15 protein-coding genes, 2 tRNA genes and 2 pseudogenes are annotated in these 19,888 nt (G+C 69.2%); 6 read left to right on the forward strand and 13 right to left on the reverse strand.

Annotation, left to right across the window (positions count from 1 at the left end):
* Positions 1-248 precede the first annotated feature (248 nt).
* A pseudogene (locus tag ACIRA5_RS07665) lies at positions 249-386 on the reverse strand (helix-turn-helix domain-containing protein); the annotation flags it as partial.
* A gap of 345 nt (positions 387-731) precedes the next feature.
* Here ACIRA5_RS07665 and tnpA point away from each other — a divergent pair.
* Entirely contained in the window at positions 732-1,079 is a 348-nt protein-coding gene (gene tnpA, locus ACIRA5_RS07670) for an IS200/IS605 family transposase (RefSeq protein WP_358227580.1), read from the forward strand.
* 86 nt (positions 1,080-1,165) lie between these two features.
* On the forward strand, positions 1,166-2,221 hold the full coding sequence (locus ACIRA5_RS07675) for a hypothetical protein (protein ID WP_403688345.1): 1,056 nt from the start codon (positions 1,166-1,168) through the stop codon (positions 2,219-2,221).
* An 89-nt stretch (positions 2,222-2,310) separates the two neighbouring features.
* On the opposite strand, the gene clpX is transcribed toward ACIRA5_RS07675, so the two are convergent.
* The 5 genes from clpX to ACIRA5_RS07700 all read right to left on the reverse strand — a co-directional run bounded on the left by clpX (position 2,311) and on the right by ACIRA5_RS07700 (position 7,365).
* Entirely contained in the window at positions 2,311-3,597 is a 1,287-nt protein-coding gene (clpX, locus tag ACIRA5_RS07680; RefSeq protein ID WP_054231969.1) for an ATP-dependent Clp protease ATP-binding subunit ClpX, read from the reverse strand.
* A gap of 171 nt (positions 3,598-3,768) precedes the next feature.
* Complete coding sequence (locus ACIRA5_RS07685; RefSeq protein ID WP_054231896.1) at positions 3,769-4,449, reverse strand: ATP-dependent Clp protease proteolytic subunit; 681 nt, start codon at positions 4,447-4,449, stop codon at positions 3,769-3,771.
* 138 nt (positions 4,450-4,587) lie between these two features.
* The gene (locus ACIRA5_RS07690; RefSeq protein WP_266421778.1) at positions 4,588-5,193 is read right to left on the reverse strand and encodes an ATP-dependent Clp protease proteolytic subunit; all 606 of its coding nucleotides are present in this window, start codon (positions 5,191-5,193) and stop codon (positions 4,588-4,590) included.
* A 429-nt stretch (positions 5,194-5,622) separates the two neighbouring features.
* Positions 5,623-7,029: a trigger factor gene (gene tig / locus ACIRA5_RS07695; protein ID WP_403688348.1), complete on the reverse strand. Its 1,407-nt coding sequence runs from the start codon at positions 7,027-7,029 to the stop codon at positions 5,623-5,625.
* 259 nt (positions 7,030-7,288) lie between these two features.
* Positions 7,289-7,365, reverse strand: a tRNA-Pro gene (locus ACIRA5_RS07700).
* Positions 7,366-7,517: 152 nt separating this feature from the next.
* Between ACIRA5_RS07700 and ACIRA5_RS07705 the strand changes: the two genes are divergently transcribed.
* A tRNA-Gly gene (locus tag ACIRA5_RS07705) sits at positions 7,518-7,591 on the forward strand.
* A 284-nt stretch (positions 7,592-7,875) separates the two neighbouring features.
* Here the strand turns inward: ACIRA5_RS07705 and ACIRA5_RS07710 are convergent.
* A complete protein-coding gene (locus ACIRA5_RS07710) occupies positions 7,876-8,070 on the reverse strand; it encodes a hypothetical protein (RefSeq protein ID WP_054231893.1) in 195 nt (64 codons plus the stop codon).
* A 643-nt stretch (positions 8,071-8,713) separates the two neighbouring features.
* Here ACIRA5_RS07710 and ACIRA5_RS07715 point away from each other — a divergent pair.
* Positions 8,714-9,928 (forward strand): acyltransferase family protein, encoded by a 1,215-nt coding sequence (locus tag ACIRA5_RS07715; protein ID WP_403688350.1) that lies wholly within the window; start codon positions 8,714-8,716, stop codon positions 9,926-9,928.
* Positions 9,929-9,954: 26 nt separating this feature from the next.
* On the opposite strand, the gene ACIRA5_RS07720 is transcribed toward ACIRA5_RS07715, so the two are convergent.
* The 4 genes and pseudogenes from ACIRA5_RS07720 to ACIRA5_RS07735 form a co-directional block, all read right to left on the reverse strand.
* Entirely contained in the window at positions 9,955-10,410 is a 456-nt protein-coding gene (locus ACIRA5_RS07720; RefSeq protein WP_403688352.1) for an HD domain-containing protein, read from the reverse strand.
* Positions 10,407-12,913: pseudogene (locus ACIRA5_RS07725) on the reverse strand (ABC transporter permease). The gene ACIRA5_RS07720 and the pseudogene ACIRA5_RS07725 overlap by 4 nt, the downstream one beginning before the upstream one ends.
* Positions 12,913-13,725 (reverse strand): ABC transporter ATP-binding protein, encoded by an 813-nt coding sequence (locus ACIRA5_RS07730; RefSeq protein ID WP_403688354.1) that lies wholly within the window; start codon positions 13,723-13,725, stop codon positions 12,913-12,915. Before ACIRA5_RS07730 ends, ACIRA5_RS07725 begins: the two are co-directional and overlap by 1 nt.
* Positions 13,726-13,870: 145 nt before the next feature.
* The gene (locus ACIRA5_RS07735; RefSeq protein ID WP_095854682.1) at positions 13,871-15,043 is read right to left on the reverse strand and encodes a PP2C family protein-serine/threonine phosphatase; all 1,173 of its coding nucleotides are present in this window, start codon (positions 15,041-15,043) and stop codon (positions 13,871-13,873) included.
* Between the two features lie 150 nt (positions 15,044-15,193).
* On the opposite strand from ACIRA5_RS07735, the gene ACIRA5_RS07740 reads away from it, so the two are divergent.
* Complete coding sequence (locus ACIRA5_RS07740; protein WP_403688357.1) at positions 15,194-16,423, forward strand: GNAT family N-acetyltransferase; 1,230 nt, start codon at positions 15,194-15,196, stop codon at positions 16,421-16,423.
* 21 nt (positions 16,424-16,444) lie between these two features.
* Here the strand turns inward: ACIRA5_RS07740 and ACIRA5_RS07745 are convergent, their stop codons facing one another.
* Positions 16,445-17,254 (reverse strand): Fpg/Nei family DNA glycosylase, encoded by an 810-nt coding sequence (locus ACIRA5_RS07745; RefSeq protein WP_403688360.1) that lies wholly within the window; start codon positions 17,252-17,254, stop codon positions 16,445-16,447.
* Between the two features lie 305 nt (positions 17,255-17,559).
* The gene (locus ACIRA5_RS07750) at positions 17,560-18,048 is read right to left on the reverse strand and encodes a ribose-5-phosphate isomerase (protein ID WP_352046242.1); all 489 of its coding nucleotides are present in this window, start codon (positions 18,046-18,048) and stop codon (positions 17,560-17,562) included.
* A gap of 239 nt (positions 18,049-18,287) precedes the next feature.
* Between ACIRA5_RS07750 and ACIRA5_RS07755 the strand changes: the two genes are divergently transcribed.
* Positions 18,288-19,781 carry an amino acid permease gene (locus ACIRA5_RS07755; protein ID WP_403688363.1) on the forward strand — a complete coding sequence of 498 codons (1,494 nt, stop codon included), beginning with the start codon at positions 18,288-18,290 and terminating at the stop codon, positions 19,779-19,781.
* The last annotated feature ends 107 nt before the right edge of the window (positions 19,782-19,888 follow it).

Consider the following 19,888-nt stretch of genomic DNA (forward strand, 5'->3'; position numbering starts at 1 on the left):
AAGCGCGCCGTGCGCTTCTTGAATCGGGGGAATCCTGCCGGATGCCCCGCATCCCAGAAATTGTCGTAAGCCCGGTCGAGATGCTTGAGGACCTGCTGCGGCGCCTGGGAAGGCAGGTCTCCGATCCACGGCAGGTCGTGCCGCGCCCTGGTGAGGTAGCGGCACTGCTCGTCGGCCCGGAGGCGGATGCGCCGTTGCCTGTATACGTAGATCCGTTGTTCCAGGGCCACGTTCCAGACCGTGCGACAGGTATGCCCCCACTCGCTGAGCCGCTGAGCCTGTTGAGGTGTTGGGTAGAGGCGGTATTTGCGCCCGGCGTCAGCAGGATCCTTGACCGACCTGCCCGCCGCCTCGGCCTTGCTCTTCACCGTCACGCACTCCCCCATCACGGCTCGACTCGCCTCGCCTCGGCTGGAGGGACGGAGGGGCGGTCAGCGCATTCACCGTATGACAGACAAGGTGAACTTGTCTGTCATACGGTGAACCTCGTGATGGATCGTCGACTGACGCCAGTACAGGCCGCCGAGCATCTCGGCATATCGCCAGAGGCGATTTACGTCCTCAACTCCCGGAAGGGGAATGGCTTTCCGCAACCCGTGTACACAGGCCGGACTCCCACGTGGACACCGGCGGAGCTGGGCGCTTGGCGAGCGGCTCACCCCTCGAAGCGACCCGCACGGAAGCGTGAAGATCCCGGACAAGGCACGATCCGGGAGTCGCACGAGCTCCGCGTGCACCTGGCGTTGACCACGATGCGACGCCGGCCCGTTCTCACCAGCGAGCTGCTATCGCTCACCGAACACACGATGCGTGAGGCGGCGCGGCAACTCGACGCGGAGGTCGAGGAGTTTCACGGCCAGGCCGACCATATCCACGTAACCGTCAGCTATCCGGCCTGCGTTTCCGTGGCAAACCTGGCCAAGCAACTCAAAGGAGCTACAGCTAGGGCCGTACGACGTTCACGCGGCACAACAGAAGCTGTGTGGTCGAAGACGTACTACGCCGCTTCCGCCGACGCGCACTCGTCCGCCAAGTTCGACCAGTACGTCGAACATCTGGCACAGCCTGTCAACAACTAGGCATCAATAGACCCCACGTGCCCCGCACTCTTCGGCCTTCCCTCAAGATGTCAGGAACACATAAGCATCTGGAGGGGAACCCAGAGATGAGCTACAACCAGCCGGGCCCGTACGGCGGGCAGCCGCAGCAGCCGGGCCCGTACGGCGGGCAGCCGCAGCAGCCCGGCCCGTACGGCGGGTCGCCCCAGCAGCCCGGCCCGTACGGTCAGCCGGGGCAGCAGGGCCCGTACGGCCAGCCGCCGCAGGCCCCCCAGCCCGGTTACGGCTACCCGCAGCAGGCTCCTCCGCAGCCCGGTTACGGCTACCCCCAGCAGGCTCCCCAGGGTGTCCCGCCGCAGACTCCCCCGTACGGTCAGCAGCCCGCGTACGGCCAGCAGCCCCCTTACGGGCAGCAGCCTCCCTACGGCCAGCAGCCCTACAACGTCCCGCAGCCGCCCGCGCCCGGCGGTGGCAAGAAGAAGACAGCGCTCATCATCGGCTCGGTCGCGGTCGTCGCCGCGATCGCCGTGGGGGCGTATCTCGTCATCGGTGGTGGCAGCGGCAGCGGTTCGGTCGCGGACGACGGTCCGCACAAGCTGACGACGCCCGCCACGGTCATCAACGACACCTACAAGAAGTCCGACAGCTCCAGCGACTCCCCCACGATGTCCGACAGCGACATCAAGGACTTCGAGAAGTGGGGCGTGAAGAACGCCAAGGGCGTCGGCGCGGGCTACGCGAACGGCACGGGCCTGACCGCGAAGAACCTGTCCTTCAGCGGCGTGTACGGCACGATCGACGACCCGGAGGCCGTCGTCGACGCCATGTTCGCCAAGCTGAAGACGGAGTCCGAGAAGGACCAGAGCAAGGACAAGACCAAGGGCAAACTGCTCGGCAGCCCACAGGAGTTCAAGCCCTCCGGCTTCAGCAACGGCATCCTGAAGTGCCAGGCGGCCGAGATCACGAACACCGACTCGTCGACCTCGACGGCCGGCGCTCCCAAGACCGTGAAGGTGCCCCTGTGCGTCTGGGGCGACCACAGCACGGTCGCCTCCGTCACCTCGGTCGACATCGCCGCCTTCCTCACCGGCAAGAGCGGCTCGCTGGACGACGCGGCCGCCACCGCCGCCAAGCTCCGCAACGACGTCCGCGTCAAGATCTGACCGCACGCGTCCACCGCGAGCACAGCAACAACAAAGGGGCCCCGGTCGGTTGACCGGGGCCCCTTCGCCGTACGTCCGTGCGGTGGCGGTTACGCCGTCTTCTGCTCGCCCGGGCCGCGCCCGCGGGCGTCGCGCGGGATCAGCGTCGGGTTGACGTTGGACAGGACGACGTCCGCCGTGATGACGACCCTCGCCACGTCCTTCCGCGAGGGAACCTCGTACATCACCGCCTGGAGGACCTCCTCCATGATGGCGCGCAGGCCCCGCGCGCCCGTCTGGCGGAGGATCGCCTGGTCGGCGATGGCTTCCAGGGCCTCGCGCTCGAAGTCCAGCTCCACGCCGTCGAGTTCGAACAGGCGCTGGTACTGCTTCACGAGCGCGTTGCGCGGCTCCACGAGGATCTGGAGGAGCGCCGGCCGGTCGAGGTTGTGGACCGAGGTGATGACGGGCAGCCGGCCGATGAACTCGGGGATCATGCCGAACTTCACCAGGTCCTCGGGCATGACGGCCTCGAACTGGTCCTTGGACTCGAGCTCGCGCTTGGAGCGGATCGTCGCGCCGAAGCCGATGCCCTTGGCACCCGCCCTCGACTCGATGAGCTTCTCCAGGCCCGCGAAGGCGCCGCCCACGATGAACAGGACGTTCGTCGTGTCGATCTGGATGAACTCCTGGTGGGGGTGCTTGCGTCCGCCCTGGGGCGGAACGGAGGCCGTCGTGCCCTCCAGGATCTTGAGCAGCGCCTGCTGGACGCCCTCGCCGGACACGTCTCGCGTGATCGACGGGTTTTCGCTCTTACGGGCCACCTTGTCGATCTCGTCGATGTAGATGATGCCCGTCTCGGCCTTCTTGACGTCGTAGTCGGCCGCCTGGATGAGCTTCAGCAGGATGTTCTCGACGTCCTCGCCGACGTACCCCGCCTCCGTCAGCGCCGTCGCGTCGGCGATGGCGAACGGGACGTTGAGCATGCGCGCGAGCGTCTGGGCGAGCAGAGTCTTGCCGGAGCCCGTGGGGCCCAGCAGGAGGATGTTGGACTTCGCCAACTCAATGGCGTCGTCCCGGTTCTGACCGCCGCCGTTCTCACCGGCCTGGACCCGCTTGTAGTGGTTGTACACCGCGACCGAGAGGGCTTTCTTGGCCGACTCCTGGCCGACCACGTACCCCTCGAGGAACTCGTAGATCTCGCGGGGCTTCGGGAGCTCCTCCCAGCGGACCTCGCTCGTTTCCGCGAGTTCTTCTTCGATGATCTCGTTGCAGAGATCGATGCACTCGTCGCAGATGTACACACCGGGGCCTGCGATGAGCTTCTTGACCTGCTTCTGGCTCTTGCCACAGAACGAGCACTTGAGCAGATCGCCGCCGTCACCGATGCGTGCCACGGTGTGCTTCCCCTTCGCCTGGGAGACGCCTAGGTCCAGCGGCTCCTGGTGCTGCCTTATGTCCGACGGTACCTTGCCGAGCCCCCCGTTCGGGCCCCCCTTGGCGCGGTTCACTTTGTCGTGAACCGCGCCAACGGGCGACAGACGAGCGGCAGACGATACAGCGATACGTCAGACGATCGCGGAACTGTTCATCTTGCGGGTGGAGATGATCTGGTCGATCAGGCCGTACGCGAGCGCGTCCTCAGCGGTGAGGATCTTGTCGCGCTCGATGTCCTCGCGGATCTTCTCGATCGGCGTGGTCGAGTGCTTGGCCAGCATGTCTTCCAGCTGCGCGCGCATCCGGAGGATCTCGTTCGCCGCGATTTCGAGGTCCGAGACCTGGCCGCGGCCGGTCTCGCTGTACGGCTGGTGGATCAGCACGCGGGCGTTCGGGAGCGCCATGCGCTTGCCCGGCGTGCCGGCGGCCAGCAGGATCGCGGCGGCCGAGGCCGCCTGCCCCATGCAGACCGTCTGGATGTCGGGCTTCACGAACTGCATCGTGTCGTAAATGGCCGTGAGGGCCGTAAACGAGCCACCGGGGCTGTTGATGTAGACCGAGATGTCACGGTCGGGGTCCATCGACTCCAGGCACAGCAGCTGCGCCATGACGTCGTTGGCTGAGGCGTCGTCGATCTGCACGCCGAGGAAGATCACACGCTCCTCGAACAGCTTCGCGTACGGGTCGTACTCACGCACGCCCTGCGAGGTGCGCTCGACGAAGCGCGGGATGACGTAGCGGGACTCCGCACGAGGACCGGTGTACTCGGCCTGCGTGCGGGCGTAGAGGCCGCTGCCGGGGAAGTCGTTCACTGTGTCTCCTGAAGAGCCTGTAAGAGCCTGGGGCGGTCGGCTGGGGGCGCTGGAGGGCCGTCTGCGCCGCTCCGGGGCACAGGGGGTGCCCGGAGAGCGGCAGAGGGCCACACGCCGCCCTGGGGGGCGCTGAGGGGCTTACGCCGCCCCGGTGCCGCCACCGCCCGGCATACCGGCAGCGGTGGGCATGATGTCGTCGATGAGGCCGTACTCCTTGGCCTCGATCGGGTCGAACCAACGGTCGCGGTCCGAGTCACGAGTGATCTGCTCGACCGTCTGACCGGTGTGGAAGGAGGTCAGCTCGGCCATCCGCTTCTTGGTGTGCAGCAGCCGCTCGGCGTGGATCTTGATGTCCGACGCGGAGCCCGCGAGGCCGGCCGAGGGCTGGTGGATCAGGATCTCGGCGTTCGGCAGGGCGAAGCGCTTGCCGGGGGTGCCCGCGCTGAGCAGGAACTGACCCATCGAGGCCGCCATGCCCATGGCGATCGTCACCACGTCGTTCTTGATGTACTGCATGGTGTCGTAGATCGCCATACCGGCCGTGATCGATCCGCCGGGGCTGTTGATGTAGAGGTAGATGTCCTTGTCCGGGTCGGAGGCAAGGAGCAGCAGCTGCGCCGTGATCTTGTTGGCGATGTCATCGTCGACCGCCTGGCCGAGGAAGATGATCCGCTCGCCGAGCAGTCGGTTGTAGACCTGGTCGCCGAGGCCACCACCGAAGGGTTCGCCGGCAGCTGTGGGCATCAGATTCGTCACGTATCCACCTGCTCGTCTTACGACGGCGCCGGGCCGTCTCACGTCTTCTGCTGGGGGCGTGGGACCCCGGTGCGACAACCGCCCGGGGCGGCTTCGGGGACTCCCCTGCCCTCGTATTCATGGACCCTAACGCGCGGGTCCCTCCGGGGAATCCCGCAGAAGGAACTGTTCGCTGTGAGCGCATGCGCTCCGCTGGGTTGGACAGGGGGTTTGGCGGGGCCGCGCCCTTGCAGGGGCGCGGGGAACTGCGCGAGCGACCCACCACAAGCCGCACCCGCCGATGGACCGTCCGTGGCAGACGCGCCTGCGGCTCTGTGGGGGCTGAGCGCGCAGTTCCCCGCGCCCCTGAAGGCCGACGGCCCCCGAGGACACAAGTGTCCTCGGGGGCCGTCGTACAGCTGCTGAAGCGCCGCTGGCTTACGCCTCGGGCTTCTCCTCGGAGGCCTCGGTGGAGGCCTCGTCACCGTCGGTGACCTCGGCGACGACCTCGGTGGCCGACTCGGTCTCGTCCTCCTCGTCGTCGAGGTCGACGACCTCGCCGTTGGTGTCCTTGACCGTGGCGGCCTCGACGACGACCGCGAGGGCCTTGCCGCGGGCGACCTCGCCGACCAGCATCGGGACCTGGCCGCCTTCGACGACCGCCTGGGCGAACTGGTCGGGGGACATGCCGGAGGAGGCCGCACGCCGCATGAGGTGCTCGGTGAGCTCCTCCTGGTTGACGTTCAGCTTCTCCTTGTTGACGAGCTCGTCAAGGACGAACTGGGTCTTGATGCCCTTGATCGCCGCTTCCTTGGTCTCGGCGTCGAACTCCTCCTCGGTCTTGCCCTGGATCTCCAGGTACTTCTCGAGGTCGAGGCCCATCTGGCCGAGCTGGTGGTGCTCGAGGTTGTGCTTACGGGTGTTGATCTCGTCCTCGAGCAGCTTCTCGGGGACCGGGACCTCGACCAGCTCGAGCAGCTTCTCCAGGACACGCTCCTGGGCCTGCGTGGCCTGGTCGTACTGCTTCATGTTCTCGAGGCGCTTGCGGCTGTCCGCCTTGAGCTCGTCGAGGGTGTCGAACTCGGAGGCGAGCTGGGCGAAGTCGTCGTCGAGCTCGGGCAGTTCGCGCGCGGCGACCTGGGTGACCTTGACGGTGACCTCGGCCTCCTTGCCGGTCGCCGAGCCGCCCTTGAGCTCGGAGGCGAAGGTGGCCTCGCCACCGGCCTCCAGGCCCTTCACGGCCTCGTCGATGCCGTCCAGCAGCTCGCCGGAGCCGATGGTGTAGGACACGTCGGAGGCGACGCCGTCCTCCAGCACCTCTCCGTCGACCTTGGCCTCCAGGTCGATCGTGACGACGTCGCCGTCCTGGGCGGCGCGCTCGACCGGCGAGGTGGACGCGAAGCGCTCACGGAGCTCCTCGACGGCCTTCTCGATGTCCTCGTCGGCGACCTCGACTGCGTCGACCTCGACCTCGATGCCGGAGTAGTCCGGGATCTCGATGGTCGGGCGGATGTCGACCTCGGCGGTGAAGTTCAGCGTTTCGCCGTCCTTCAGCTCCGTGATGTCGACCTCGGGCTGGCCGAGGACGTTCAGCTCAGCCTCGTTGACCGCTTCGGTGTAGAACTTCGGGAGCGCGTCGTTGACGGCCTCTTCGAGCACGGCGCCGCGACCGAACCGCTGGTCGATGACGCGCGCCGGGATCTTGCCCTTCCGGAAGCCCTTCACCGTGACCTGCTGGTTGATCTTCTTGTACGCCGCGTCGAGGCTGTCCTTGAGCTCCTCGAAGGGCACCTCAACAGTGAGCCGAACCCGAGTCGGGTTCAGGTTCTCCACGGCGCTCTTCACGGTTCGGTCTCCTTGTGGCTGACTTCTTGGGGGTACTGCTGCGGGGTTCTGCTGTGTGTTTCTGCCGAGATCAGGCAGAGCCTCAGCGGATTCGCGGCCCTTGAGAGACGTAACAGTGCAGACACACGGGCGCGCAACCTGCATAGTAACCGCAGGCGGTACACGCCCCAAAAGGCGATCTTGCGATCCCGGCCATCGACTGTCGGGCATCTGTTCTCTCGCCTGATCCGTCGCCTGACGTGTCGCCGGAACCGGCTGGTGGTCGGGGTGGCGGGATTTGAACCCACGGCCTTCCGCTCCCAAAGCGGACGCGCTACCAAGCTGCGCCACACCCCGTCGGTGCGACACGTAGGGTACATGCACGGAGACAGCGCGGCTGCCGCATTTCACGAGCGCCCGTGGGGTCGCGGAACGGGGTGTGCGGGGACGGGGTGCGACCCGCTACGATGCCTCCTGTGCCGGGGTCACTGACCTGCGGTGCTCTCTGTGCGGGCGTAGCTCAATGGTAGAGCCCTAGTCTTCCAAACTAGCTACGCGGGTTCGATTCCCGTCGCCCGCTCCATACGGCTCAGGGCCGGGCCGGAGGATCACTCCTCCGGCCCGGCCCTGATCGTTTTCCGGGCGGGTCGGATCGCCGGTCGGTTTGCCCACCGGTCGGATCACCGATCGTTTCGCCGGTCGTTTTGCCGACCGATCGGATCGCCGGGGGATTTCCCGGTCGGTCGGATCGCTGATCGAGCCGGCATGGAGAGCGCGGTCGGCCCGGGGCGCGGCCGTCGCGTCCGCGTCCACGAATGGGGGCGGTGAAGGCGTCGGCCCGTCCCGCCCGGAGATCAGAACCAGGGATCAGAAACTGATCGAGTTGATCGTCTGCGCTATCGAGTCCAGGAACCGCTGGATGGACGGAGCCATTCCGGTCGATGCGAGGAAGAAGCCGAAGAGCACCGCGACGATGGCGGGCCCCGCCTTGATCGACCCCCCTCGGATCAGCACCACGAGGATGATCGCCAACAGCAGTACCACTGACAGCGAAATGGCCACAACTGATCACACCCTACGGTCGGTCCGCTCTCCCGGCCCGGGGGTGCAGCCCCGCACACCCCCGCCAGAACCATCGTGCCACCAACGCGGCCCCCGTATGCCGCAGGTGACACATCGTCGGTCGGGGCCGTCCGGGAACCGCACTCCCCCACCCTCCCGTGACGGACCAACTGTGCGACCCCGTACGGTAATTCGACCGTGCGCCCGCAGGGGAAATTCCGAGGGATCGTTGCCGTGTCCACACATCCCGTTCGCAGGAATTTCCAATTGTTGCCACAGGCGCGGCGAAGAAACCCCAGAGGGCGCCCGGAAGATGACCTCGAAGACACCGAAGACTGGACATTTCACCAGAGTCGCCCGCGAGTGTTATGCCCCAATTAGTCGTGACGAATACGGACAGAACGACGCCACAACTGTCGCACGCGGTAAGGGGAAATCCTCAAATCCGGGGTACTCGAAACGTTACTCACGGACGAACTCACACGTGATAAGCAGGAATAACGCCAGGAGTTTTACGAAGACACACAGACAACGCTAGGGTGCCTCAGATGTTCCACGCCGCCTCGTCCCCCGCAAGAGCAGCAAGGTCCTGGATCGTCTCCTCCGCTCCCTCCGCTCCCCGCGGTTTCTGGTGGGAGGCTTCGTGACGAACTCGCTCCACCCGAACGGTCCCCGCCGAACGCCGCTCCCCCCGGCAGAGCGGCCGGTGGAGGGGGTGCCGACCGCGCGCTCGGCCCCGAGCCTGCCGTCCGACCGGACTTCGAAGCCGGCCGGCGCCACGGCCGCCACCGCCCCCACGGCCGCCACCGCCACCCAGCCCGGCACACCGCGTGACGCCTTCTTCGACAACGCCAAGTACCTGGCGATCGTGCTCGTGGCCATGGGCCATGCCTGGGAGCCCCTGAAGGGTCAAAGCCGCGTCCTCGAAGCCGCGTACATGGTCGTGTACGCCTTCCACATGCCGGCCTTCATCATCATCTCCGGCTACTTCTCCCGCAGTTTCGACATGCGCGCCGACCGGCTGAAGCGCCTGGTCACCGGCGTCGCCGTGCCGTACGTCGTCTTCGAAGTGGCGTACGTCCTCTTCAAGCGCTGGGCCGACGACGATCCCTCGCTGCCGGTCAGCCTGCTCGACCCCTGGTTCCTCACCTGGTTCCTGTGCGCGCTGTTCATCTGGCGGCTGACGACGCCGCTGTGGAAGCTGGTCCGCTGGCCGTTTCCGCTCGCGCTCCTCGTGGCCATGCTGGCGACCACCTCACCGTCCATCGGTGACGACCTGGATCTGCAGCGGACCCTCCAGTTCCTGCCGTTCTTCGTGCTGGGCCTGTGCATGAAGCCCGAGCACTTCCAGCTGGTGCGCCGCCGCGAGGTGCGCATCCTGTCGGTGCCGGTGTTCGCCACCGCGCTGGTCGTGAGCTGGTGGGCGGTGCCGCGGATGAACCCCGGCTGGTTCTACCACCGCGACAGCGCCCAGGAGCTGGGTGTCCCCTGGTGGGTCGGCCCCGTGATGGTGCTCGCTCTCCTCGGCTGCTCGCTGGTGCTCACCGCGTGCTTCTTCGCCTGGGTGCCGCGCCGCAGGACGTGGTTCACCGCGCTCGGCGCGGGCACGCTGTACGGCTATCTGCTGCACGGTTTCCTGGTCAAGGGCGGCGACTACTGGGGCTGGTTCGACCACAAGTGGCTGCATCGGCCGCTCGGCGAGATCTTCGTGACCCTCGTCGCGGGCGTGGCCGTCACCCTGCTGTGCACGGCGCCGGTCCGGCGGGTCTTCCGCTTCGCGATGGAGCCCAGCATGGAGTGGGCGTTCAAGCGGGACGCCACGGAGCTGGCCCGAGAACGAGCCAGGACCCCGGCGTAGCCACCGTCGACCCGGTACGGCCGCTGTCAGCCCGGCGGCAGTCCCAGCAGCGCCCGCATCGCGGCGTACTTCTTGGTCAGCCGCGCGCGGGTGTGCTCGTCGAGGACCGCGAGCCGGGCCGGATCGGCGTTGTGCGCCAGGTCCGAGGCCTTGACCACGAGAGCTCCCGGAGTCGTACGAATGCGTTTCGCGTACGACTCCGGGAGCTCTCCCTCGCGTTTGGTCAGCGCGAGCACGATGTCCTTCGTCCGCCCGGTCAGCGCGGCCTCGCGCAGCCAGTCCTCGGAGAGCACGTCGTCCTCGACGGCGTCGTGCAGCCAGGCCGCCGCGATCTGCTCGTCGTCGCCCCCGCGCTCACGGACCCCGTCCGCGACGGCCTGCAGGTGCTCGGTGTACGGCCGCCCCGCCTTGTCGGTCTGGGCGGCATGCGCCGTACGGGCGAGGGCCTCTATTTCGGCCAGGGTCAGGAGAGTCTGCGTCACCCCTCCAGTGTCTCCCGCCGCAGCGCCGCGCGGGCGGGGACGGTGACCGCCGTCAGACCGAGCATGACAACCGCCCCGGCGAAGGACCCGTACAAAAGGGGCGGGATGTACGGTCCCTGCCCGGTCAGCCCCTTCATCATCGGCACCAGCGTGGCGAGCGCGATGGCCGTGCCGAGGACGATGCCGGCCAGGGCGACCAGCAGGGCCTCCCAGCGGATCATGCGCAGCACCTGGCGGCGGGTGGAGCCGATCAGCCGGAGCGTGCCGAGTTCGTCGCGCCGGTCGAGAACCGTCATCACGAGGGTGTTGGCGGCGGCGACGGCCGCGAATCCGCCGAGCACCGCCGCCATCACGGTGTTCGCCCACGCGTTGAGCGCACGGTCCCGGGACTCGGCGATGGTGTGCTCGGCGCGGTCGAGGACCGTGCCGAGCCCGGAGAGACCGGCCGCCGTGCCGCCCTTCGTCCAGATCTCGCTGTCGAAGGAGTCGGTCACGTGACGCGCCAGGTCGGCCCGCGCGAACGTGACCTGGGACAGCCCCAGGCCCCGGCCGTACGTCGCCACGAGCCTCGGGGACACCCTGGTGCCGTCGGGCAGGCGGAGCGTGAGCCGGTCGCCCACCCCGGCGTGGGCGCTGTCCGCGAGCGAGGCGTCCATCGCGACCTCGCCCGGCTTCAGGGAGAGGGTGCCGTGCCGGACGTCGAGGTCCTGGACGGCGGCGAGTTCCCGCACGGATCCGGTGACCCCCTGGGCGGTGGCCGACTCCAGTGAGCCGCTCACCGGCACCAGTACCGCCGTCTTCAACAGGCCCACGGCCGAGGTGACGCCGGGCGTGCGGGCGGCCCGTGCCACCGCGTCCGGGGCGAGGCCGGTGTCCGAGGTGACGATGTGATCGGCGACGATCCCGCGGCGCTGCTGCTCCTGGGTGGCCCGCTCCTCGCTCGTGTGCATGAACACGAGCACCGAGGAGAAGGCCATGGCGAGCACGATCGGGGTGATCGCGGAGGCCAGCCGGCGAGCGTTCGTACGGGAGTTGGCGGCGGCCAGCACGGCGGAGGCGCCCGCGCCGCGCAGCGGCAGCCCGAACAGTGCGGCGCAGACACGCGCCACCAGCGGCCCGAGCAACGCACCGCCAGCATGAAGAGCATGACCACGCCGAGCGCCGCGTTGGCCGCGTCCTCCCCGGTCAGCGAGGCGGCGAGGCCCGCGCAGACAAAGCCGCCGGCCGCCGCCGCGAGCCCCAGCGGCGTACGGATCCAGCCCGGCCGCAGCCGTTCCACGGATGCTTCGCCGAGCGCGAGCCCCGGTTTGATCCGCGAGGAACGGCGGGCCGCCATGTAGCCCGCGAACAGCGCGGTGAGCAGCACGGTGCCCACGGCGGTGAGCAGCGGGATGTACGAGACGGACAGTTCGACGGCCTCCGGGACCGCGCCCTTGTCCTTCAGCTGTCCGAACCACCAGTGGGCGAGGCCGATACCGGGGAGGCAGCCGACCACTCCCGCCGCGGGGGCGACGAGCAGGGCCTCGGTGGCGATCGTGCGGCGGATCTGCCGCGGGGTCGTGCCGATGGCGCGCAGCAGCGCGAACTCACGGCGGCGCTGGCCCACCGAGAGGGCGACGGTACCGGCCGCGGTGAAGACGGCGACCACGGTGGCGACGCCCCCGAAGGAGCCGCCGAGCCCGGTGAGCAGTTCCCTTGCCTCGGCGAGCGAGGCGTTCTCGACGGCGCCCCGGTCGTCGCCGGTGTGCACCCGCGCGTCCGAGGAGGCGCCGAGGACCCGCGCCACCTCGGACTTCAGCGTCTCGGCGCGGACGCCGTCCTTGGGGAGGACGGCGATGGCGTCGACCCGGCCCGGGTACGTGGAGAGGCGTACGGCCTCGGCGTCGGTGAACCAGACGGTGGGCGTGGGCTGTGGGGCGGTCGTGCCGGAGACACGGAAGGTGTGGGGTCCGTCGGCGGTGGTGAGCGTGACGCGGTCGCCGACGGCCCTGCCCCGGGCGTCGGAAAGGACGACCTCACCGGGGCCTGGGGCGCGGCCGGCCACGACCTTCTCGCCGGTGAAGGCCGTGGAACCCCAGCCATGAGCGGTACGGGCCTCGTGTGCGGTACCGGTCTTGTGCGCGGTACCGGTCTCGTGCGCGTCGGCCTGGACGGGGAAGGTCACATCGGCGATCGCCGTACGCGCTCCCGGTACCGAAGCGGCCTTCGCCACGAGGGAGTTGTCGAGGCGGGCCCGGTCCGGGACCTGGGTGGTCTCGTCCTCGCGGTCCTCCCCGTGGCCGCTGACGAGATGGGCCCGCTGGTCGGCGGCGACGACGACCGGGGCGTGGGCGTAGCGCTGGGGCGGCACGGATGCCCGTACGCCCGTCTCCAGGAGGATGCCGCAGGCCGCGACGACGAGTGCGGCCATCGCGAGCGCGACGAACGTGCCCACGAAACCGGCGGGCCTGAAGCGGAGGGCGGCGCGGGCGAGACCGTTGGGGAGGCGTGCGGACCTGGTCATCAGGCTGCCGCTCGGGCGTACGCGGGGGTGGTGAGCGATGTCATGCGGGCGGCGATGTGCTGGGCCGAGGCGCGTTCGAGGTGGTCGGCGATCGAGCCGTCGGCGAGGAACAGGACGCGGTCCGCCCAGGCGGCGGCCGCCGGGTCGTGGGTGACCATGACGACCGTCGAGCCGAGGCCGTCGACGGCTCCCCTGAGCAGGCCGAGGATCTCGGCGGCCGTGGTCGTGTCCAGGGCTCCCGTCGGCTCGTCCGCGAACACCACGTCCGGGCGGGTGACCAGGGCGCGGGCGATCGCGACGCGTTGCTGCTGGCCGCCGGAGAGCTGGCCGGGGCGGCGGCGGGCCTTGTCGGCGAGACCGACCTGGGCGAGGACCTCGGCGGCGCGGTGGCGGTCGGGGCGGTGGCCCGCCAGGCGGGTGGGGAGGACGACGTTCTGTTCGACCGTGAGGGAGGGGAGGAGGTTGAAGGCCTGGAAGACGAAGCCGAGGCGGGTGCGGCGCAGGGCGGTCAGCTTGTTCTCGCTCATGCCGGTGATGTCCGTGCCGCCGAGGTGGACGGTGCCGGCAGTGGGGCGGTCGAGGCCGGCCGCGCACTGAAGGAACGTGGACTTTCCGGAGCCCGAGGGGCCCATGATCGCGGTGAAGCTGCCGCGGGGGAGGGCGAGGTCGAGGCCGCGCAGGGCGTGGACGGTGTTGCCGCCACGGCCGTACTGGCGTCGGACGCCGCGGAGCTCCACGGCCCAGTCGGTGGTCGGGCCCGGGCCGGCCGCGACCGCGTTCGCGTGTTCGTGGCGCTTCTTCCGCAGGCCCATGGTGGGTCCGTCCTTCCGCCGCATTCGTCTGTTCGCTCGGGTGATGTCTCGAACGTACGGATGTGGAGGGGGGTGGGACCATGAGGCGGACCGCCGACTCAGGGTGGGGAGAACCCCACCCGCCCGCGGGCGGGACGCGGAGTCGTCAGCGGGTTGCCGTGGCGCCGTCCCGGCAGATCAGGAGGAGGGCTCGGTCGTCGTTGACGTCCTTGGCGACCGCCTCGATGAGGTGCCACGCGGCGCCGTGGAAACCGCCCGCGACATAGCGGTCGGCCTCGCCGGTGAGTCGGTCGATGCCCTCGACGATGTCACGGTCGGAGGTTTCCACCAGACCGTCCGTGAAGAGCATCAGGACGTCCCCGGGCCGCAGGGAACCCTTGACGGGGTCGAACTGGGCACCGTCGTACACCCCGAGGAGCGGACCCTCCGCGGCCTTCTCCTCCCAGCGCCCGCTGCCCGCGCTGAGCTGAAGGCCCGGCGGGTGCCCGGCGGAGAAGAGTTCGTAGTCGCCGGAGTCCAGGTCCAGGACCAGGTGGATCGACGTGGCGAAGCCCTCGTCCCAGTCCTGGCGCAGGAGGTAGCCGTTCGCGGCGGGCAGGAAGGCGTGGGGTGGGAGCGATCCCAACAAGCCGCCGAATGCTCCGGAGAGGAGCAGGGCACGCGACCCCGCATCCATCCCTTTTCCGGACACGTCGGTCAGAACGACTTCGAGCGTTCGGCCGCTGTTCGTACGTGCGGCCACGACGAAGTCCCCCGAGAACGACTGACCGCCCGCCGGGCGCAACGCCATCTCCCGGTGCCAGCCCAGCGGCAGGCCCGGCAGCTTGCTCTGCACCCGGATGCGTTCGCGCAGGTCGAAGAGCATGGTGCCGCCGCGCCGCCAGGGCACGCCGACCCGGCTGCGGAACTGGGCGATCAGGAGGCCGAAGAAGCCGCAGGCCGCGACCACCAGGACCACGCCCGGGGTGACCCGGGAGGGGCCCTCGGTGTACGGGCCCAGCTTCACCGACTCCACTATGAGCGCGGTGGCGGCGGCCGCGTACAGACCGAGCAGGCTGGCGGGGCGCAGCAGAAGGCCGCCCGCGACGATCGGCAGGACCAGCGCGGCCGGGGAGCACCAGACCGAGTTCATCAGCGTCGTGGCCGCGATCACGGGGATGGTCAGCAGCAGACCGGCCAGTGCGATCCAGTCCGAACCGTCGCCGCGGAAGTAGTCGACGGCGGATCTGCGCACGCCGGTGCGGGCCCGGTGCCACTGCTTCTTCAACCGGGCCGTGAACGTCTCGGCTTCCGCGCGCCGCTCTCGTCCTGCTGCCATTAGTTCGGGACCCTATCCATCGGACCAGGTGCTTGGCACGGGAGGTCCCACTTGTCCCCCGTCCGAGCGCTCAACATCACAGTGAACGCCGCCTCCGGAGGTGGGGGAAATTCCCTCGCTCGTACCGCATTGCCCTGGTAGTCATGGCGTATGACGACTGACTTGCGGGTGTTGCGGCAGCCCGAGTGGGACACGTGGTACGACAACCTGGTCCGCGCGTTCGGGGGCGTACCGGAGTCGTCCGAGGAGCGCGAGGTGATGAACGCGCTCACAGAGTACGACCGTTTCCTGGGGATCTGGGACGGCGACCAGTGTGTGGGCACCGCGGGGGCGTTCTCCTTCCGGGTCACCGTCCCCGGCGGCACCTCCGTACCGGCCGCGGGCATCACGATGGTGAGCGTCGCGGCCACCCACCGGCGGCGCGGGCTGCTCAGGTCGATGATGCGGCGGCAGCTGGACGACATCCGCTCGTGGGGCGAACCGCTGGCCGTGCTGACCGCGTCGGAGCCGGTGATCTACGGCCGGTTCGGCTACGGCATCGCGACCCACCAGTACAACGTCGAGATCGACACGACCCGGGTACGTCTGTCCGTACCGCCCGGCACCGATGACGTACGTCTGCGGTACGCCGCGCCTGCCGATGTGCTCGACGCCTGCGAGGCGGTGTACGCGCGGCTGGTCCCGGGCCGGCCCGGGATGCTGGCGCGGCGGCCCGACTGGGACCGGGCGATGCTGCTCGACCCGGAGAGCGAGCGGGACGGGGCGTCGCCGTTGCAGTGCGTGGTGGCCGAGCGGGACGGCGAGGTCGTGGGCTACGCCCGGTACCGGATCAAGCAGGACGGCGACCACCGCGGGGCCGGGTTCACCGTCCGCCTCGACCAACTGGAGGCGCTCGACCCGGCAACGCACGCGGCGCTGTGGCGGTTCCTCTTCGAGATCGACCTGACGTCCACGCTGCACGCGTATGGTCGCCCCGTCGACGAGGCGTGGCAGTACATGGTGTCCGACATCCGCCGCTGCGCGGTGCGGATGCGGGACGCGCTGCATGTGCGGCTCGTGGACGTCGGTGCCGCGCTGGAGGCGCGGACGTATCAGGCGCCGGTGGACGTGGTGTTCGAGGTGGCGGACGTGTTCTGCCCCTGGAACGAGGGGCGTTGGCGGCTCACCGGGGACACCAAGGGCGCGACCTGCGTGCGTACGTCGGACGCCGCCGATCTCGCGCTGTCCGTACGGGAGTTGGGGGCGGCGTATCTCGGCGGGGTGTCCCTGGCCTCGCTCGCGGCGGCGGGGCGGGTGCGGGAGTTGCGGCAGGGCGCGCTCGCGGAGGCCTCGGTGGGCTTCTTGTCGGCCGTCGCGCCCTGGCTGCCCCACGGGTTCTAGGGCCCAGGGGGCAGTCCCGGTTCAGCTGTTCTGGCAGGTCGGGCACCAGAAGAGATTGCGGGCGGCGAGACCGGCGGTGCGGATCTCGCCGCCACAGATATGGCAGGGCAGGTTGGCCCTGCGGTACACGTACACCTCGCCGCCGTGGTCGTCCACGCGTGGTGGGCGGCCCATGGCCTCCGGGGTGTGTTCCGGGCGGACGGTGTCGATGCGATTGTTACGGACGCCCTCGCGCATGAGTGCCACCAGGTCCGTCCAGATCGCGTCCCACTGCGTCGGGGTGATGTCCTTCCCCGTGCGGTACGGATCGATGCCGTGCCGGAAGAGGACTTCTGCGCGGTAGACGTTCCCGACGCCCGCGATGATCTTCTGGTCCATGAGGAGGGCGGCGATCGTCGTACGGCTGCGGGAGACGCGGTGGTACGCCGCCGACGGGTCCGCGTCGGCGCGGAGGGGGTCCGGGCCGAGGCGGGCGTGTATCGCCTGCTTCTCGTCGTCCGTGATCAGGGCGCAGGTGGTGGGGCCGCGGAGGTCGACGTACGACGTGGCGTTCGCGAGGCGGAGGCGGACCGTGTCGGTGGGGGGTGGGGCGGGGGCGTCGCCGAAGTTCACCTTGCCGAAGAGGCCGAGGTGGATGTGGATCCAGTCGGCGGCGCGGAAGGCGAGGAAGAGGTGTTTGCCGTGGGCGTCGGCGTGTTCGAGGGGGGTGCCGTCGAGGAGGGCGGCGGCGTCGGTGAACTTGCCCTGGGGGCTGGTGACGCGGGTGGGCCCGCCTGCGAATCTGGCCTCGTAGTCCTCGGCCAGCCGGTGAATCGTGTGCCCCTCGGGCACGGGGTCCTCCTCGTGCGGCAGTGTCTTCCACGGCGTCGACGGCTCGGGGGTCGCTTCGCCCCCTCCGCCCCTACCCGTCCCATCCCCAGGGGCTCCGCTTGGAGATGCGGGCCAGGGTGGGTGGGCTTGCCCTCAAGGGACGGGCCGGGGTGAGGGCTTTCAGGGGCGCGGGGAACTGCGCGTCCAGCCCCCACCGGCCCGCGGCCGAAGAACGAAGGGCGGCCGGGGGATCCCGGGCGCAGCCCCGATCCCCTAGGGGCGCGGGGAACTGCGCGGGCAACCCCCGCCCGCCCGCGGCCGAAGGCTCAGGCCTGCTGGGGGTGGTGGGGCGGGACGGGCGGGAGGTCGCCGGTCTTTTCGTAGGCCGACAGCATGTCAATGCGGCGAATGTGGCGTTCGTCACCGGAGAACGGCGTGGAGAGGAAGACCTCCACGAACTTCGTCGCCTCCTCCTGCGAGTGCATCCGCGCACCCACCGCCACCACGTTGGCGTCGTTGTGCTGCCGCCCCAGCGACGCAGTCTCCTCGCTCCAGGCGAGCGCGGCACGAACCCCGTCCACCTTGTTCGCCGCGATCTGCTCCCCGTTTCCGGAGCCGCCGATCACGATGCCGAGCGCCTCGGAATCGGCCGCCGTACGCTCCGCCGCGCGGAGGCAGAACGGCGGGTAGTCGTCCTGGGCGTCGTAGATGAGGGGCCCGCAGTCGACGGGCTCATGCCCGGCAGCCTTGAGCCACTCGACGAGGTGGTTCTTGAGTTCGAAACCGGCATGATCAGAGCCGAGATACACGCGCATGGTCCGAGTGTGACACGGCCGTTTCGGATCGACCTTGCCGGGTGCCGCCAGCGAAAACTGTGAGCAACACTACAAACCTCAAGGAAACCTCAAGTAACGATCCGGATTCAAAGGTTCACGAATCTCTTTGCCTCCGATTCACTGGACCGGCTCGTTACAGGGTCCCTACAAGGACCCGCTCGGGCCCGTACACCGCTCGTACGGGAATCTGCTCACCCGGCGCAAAGGAATCCCCCCTCATGACCTCGCAGCCGACCCCCACAAAGGCCGCAAGCGGCCCCGGAGGCCCCGGAGAACCCGGTTCGGGCCTCCAGGCCGGCCTCAAGAACCGTCATCTGACCATGATCGCCATTGGTGGCGTCATCGGAGCCGGCCTCTTCGTGGGCTCCAGCTCCGGTATCGCCACCGCGGGCCCCGGAATCCTCCTCTCCTACGCCCTCGTCGGCACGCTCGTGGTGCTGGTGATGCGGATGCTCGGCGAGATGTCCGCCGCGAACCCGACCTCCGGTTCGTTCTCCGCGCACGCGGACCGCGCGCTCGGACGCTGGGCCGGTTTCTCGATCGGCTGGCTGTACTGGTTCTTCTGGGTGGTCGTGCTGGCCGTCGAGGCGACCGCGGGAGCCAAGATCCTCGAAGGGTGGATGCCCGGCGTACCGCAGTGGGGCTGGGCGCTCATCGTGATGGTCGTACTCACCGCGACCAACCTGGTCTCCGTCGGCTCGTACGGCGAGTTCGAGTTCTGGTTCGCCGGGATCAAGGTCGTCGCGATCGGCGCGTTCATCATCGTCGGAGGGCTCGCGATCTTCGGCGTGCTGCCGGGTGTCGACGCCCCGAAGGCCGGCCTGGGGAATCTGAGCGAGCACGGCGGCTTCCTGCCGCACGGGCCCGGCGCGATCCTCACCGGTGTGCTCCTGGTCGTCTTCTCCTTCATGGGCAGCGAGATCGCGACCCTCGCCGCCGGTGAGTCCGAGGACCCGCAGCGGGCCGTCACCAAGTCCACCAACAGCATCATCTGGCGCATCGGCGTCTTCTACCTGGGCTCGATCCTCGTCGTCGTGTCCCTGCTGCCGTGGAACGACCCCTCCATCAAGGACAAGGGCTCCTACGTCGCCGCCCTCGACTCCCTCGGCATCGCGCACGCCGGTCAGATCATGAACTTCATCGTGCTGACCTCCGTGCTGTCCTGCCTGAACTCCGGGCTCTACACGGCCTCCCGGATGGCGTTCTCGCTCGGCGAGCGCGGCGACGCGCCCAAGGTGTTCGCGAAGACCACCTCGCGCGGTGTCCCGATGGCCGCGATCGTCGTCTCGGTCGTCTTCGGCTTCGTCGCCGTCTTCTTCAACTACAAGTTCCCGGACTCGGTCTTCCTCTTCCTCGTCAACTCCTCCGGCGCGGTCGCCCTGTTCGTCTGGCTGGTCATCTGCTTCTCGCAGCTGCGGATGCGGAAGATCATCCAGCGCGAGGCGCCGGAGAAGCTGGTCGTGAAGATGTGGCTGTACCCCTACCTGACCTGGGCGACGGCCGCGCTGATCGTCTTCGTCCTCGGCTACATGCTGACCGACACGGAACACGACGGACGCGAGACCGTACTGCTGTCGCTGCTCGTCGCCGCGATCGTGCTCGCGATCGCCTTCGTGAAGCAGAAGCTCGGCGGCTCCGCGGCGACCGAGCCCGCGGGCGACGGCGCGCCGGTGGGCGCCAAGGAGCCGGTCGACGCCGCGTCGGAGGCCTGAGCAGGCGGACGCGGATTCCGGCGGAATCGGTAACGGGGAGGGGCCCGGCGGCCCCGGGCCCCGGGCCCCCCCCCCGTCACCCCGGGGGGGCGCGGGTGTGTTCCCCC

Origin of the sequence: Streptomyces sp. NPDC096311, assembly GCF_044763085.1 — a bacterium.
Taxonomy (GTDB): domain Bacteria; phylum Actinomycetota; class Actinomycetes; order Streptomycetales; family Streptomycetaceae; genus Streptomyces.